General features: G+C 43.5%; 1 protein-coding gene and 1 pseudogene. One reads left to right on the top strand and one right to left on the bottom strand.

The genetic code is table 11. The annotated features are described in order from the left end of the window. Window positions 1-271 (top strand): annotated as a pseudogene (locus JMY00_RS13495) (anthranilate/aminodeoxychorismate synthase component II); the annotation flags it as partial. A gap of 219 nt (window positions 272-490) precedes the next feature. On the opposite strand, the gene JMY00_RS13490 reads toward JMY00_RS13495, so the two are convergent. Beyond that, window positions 491-876: ATP-binding cassette domain-containing protein (locus JMY00_RS13490; RefSeq protein ID WP_201580536.1), on the bottom strand; the 386-nt coding region annotated here is incomplete at its 5' end.

The following is an 876-nucleotide window of genomic DNA, read 5'->3' as shown; positions in this document are numbered from 1 at the left end:
GTATAAAGGGTTGCCTCAGGATATTGAAATTATGCGCTACCATTCATTAATGGTAAAAGCAGACACTCTGCCTGAATGTCTTGAAGTCACCGCAGTGGTCTCTAATGAGCAATTTGAAAATGACAGCTTAATTGACTGCGTCAACAAGGGTGAGGAAATTATGGGCATTCGTCATAAGCAGTTCCCTATCCAAGGGGTACAGTTTCACCCAGAGTCTTTTGCTACTGAGGGTGCCAAACGTCTGTTGGCCAACTTCTTGATGCAGGTATAACTTTATTTAGCCCAGATTTTTATGATCAACAAAAAGGGTTAGTTGGCTTGCCACTAACCCTTTTTATCGTCTATTTATCGTTCTATAAGACTATTAACTATTTATTATAGTCATAGCCAACCAAATGAGATACGAGGCAACCTACCTCAAGTACTACTAGAACGGGCTTAGTAAGGTTAACGCTGTAGCTCTTTAATTTGTCTACGACTATACTTATACCTAGCTCTTAATGCGCTGCAAGAAAGCTTGGGTACGTGGGTGCTCTGAGTGCTCAAATAGTTGTTCAGGAGGGCCTACTTCTACTACGTAGCCATCTTCCATCAACATCACCACATCGGCCACATTGCGCGCAAAGTTAATTTCATGGGTAACCACAACCATGGTCCACCCTTCAGACGCCAGTTGCTGCATGGTCTTTAGCACTTCTTGTACCAGTTCAGGATCAAGTGCAGAGGTCGGCTCATCAAACAATAACAGATCAGGTTCAATGGCCAATGCTCTTGCAATTCCCACGCGCTGCTGCTGTCCGCCTGAAAGTTGAAACGGATATAAGTCTACTTTATCTGACAGGCCAACTTTTTCTAGTAACTGAAGCGCCTTAGCAC

Source organism: Psychrobacter sp. Pi2-52 (genome assembly GCF_904846705.1).
Taxonomy (GTDB): Bacteria; Pseudomonadota; Gammaproteobacteria; order Pseudomonadales; family Moraxellaceae; genus Psychrobacter.
This window is presented reverse-complemented; position numbering and strand designations above follow the sequence as displayed.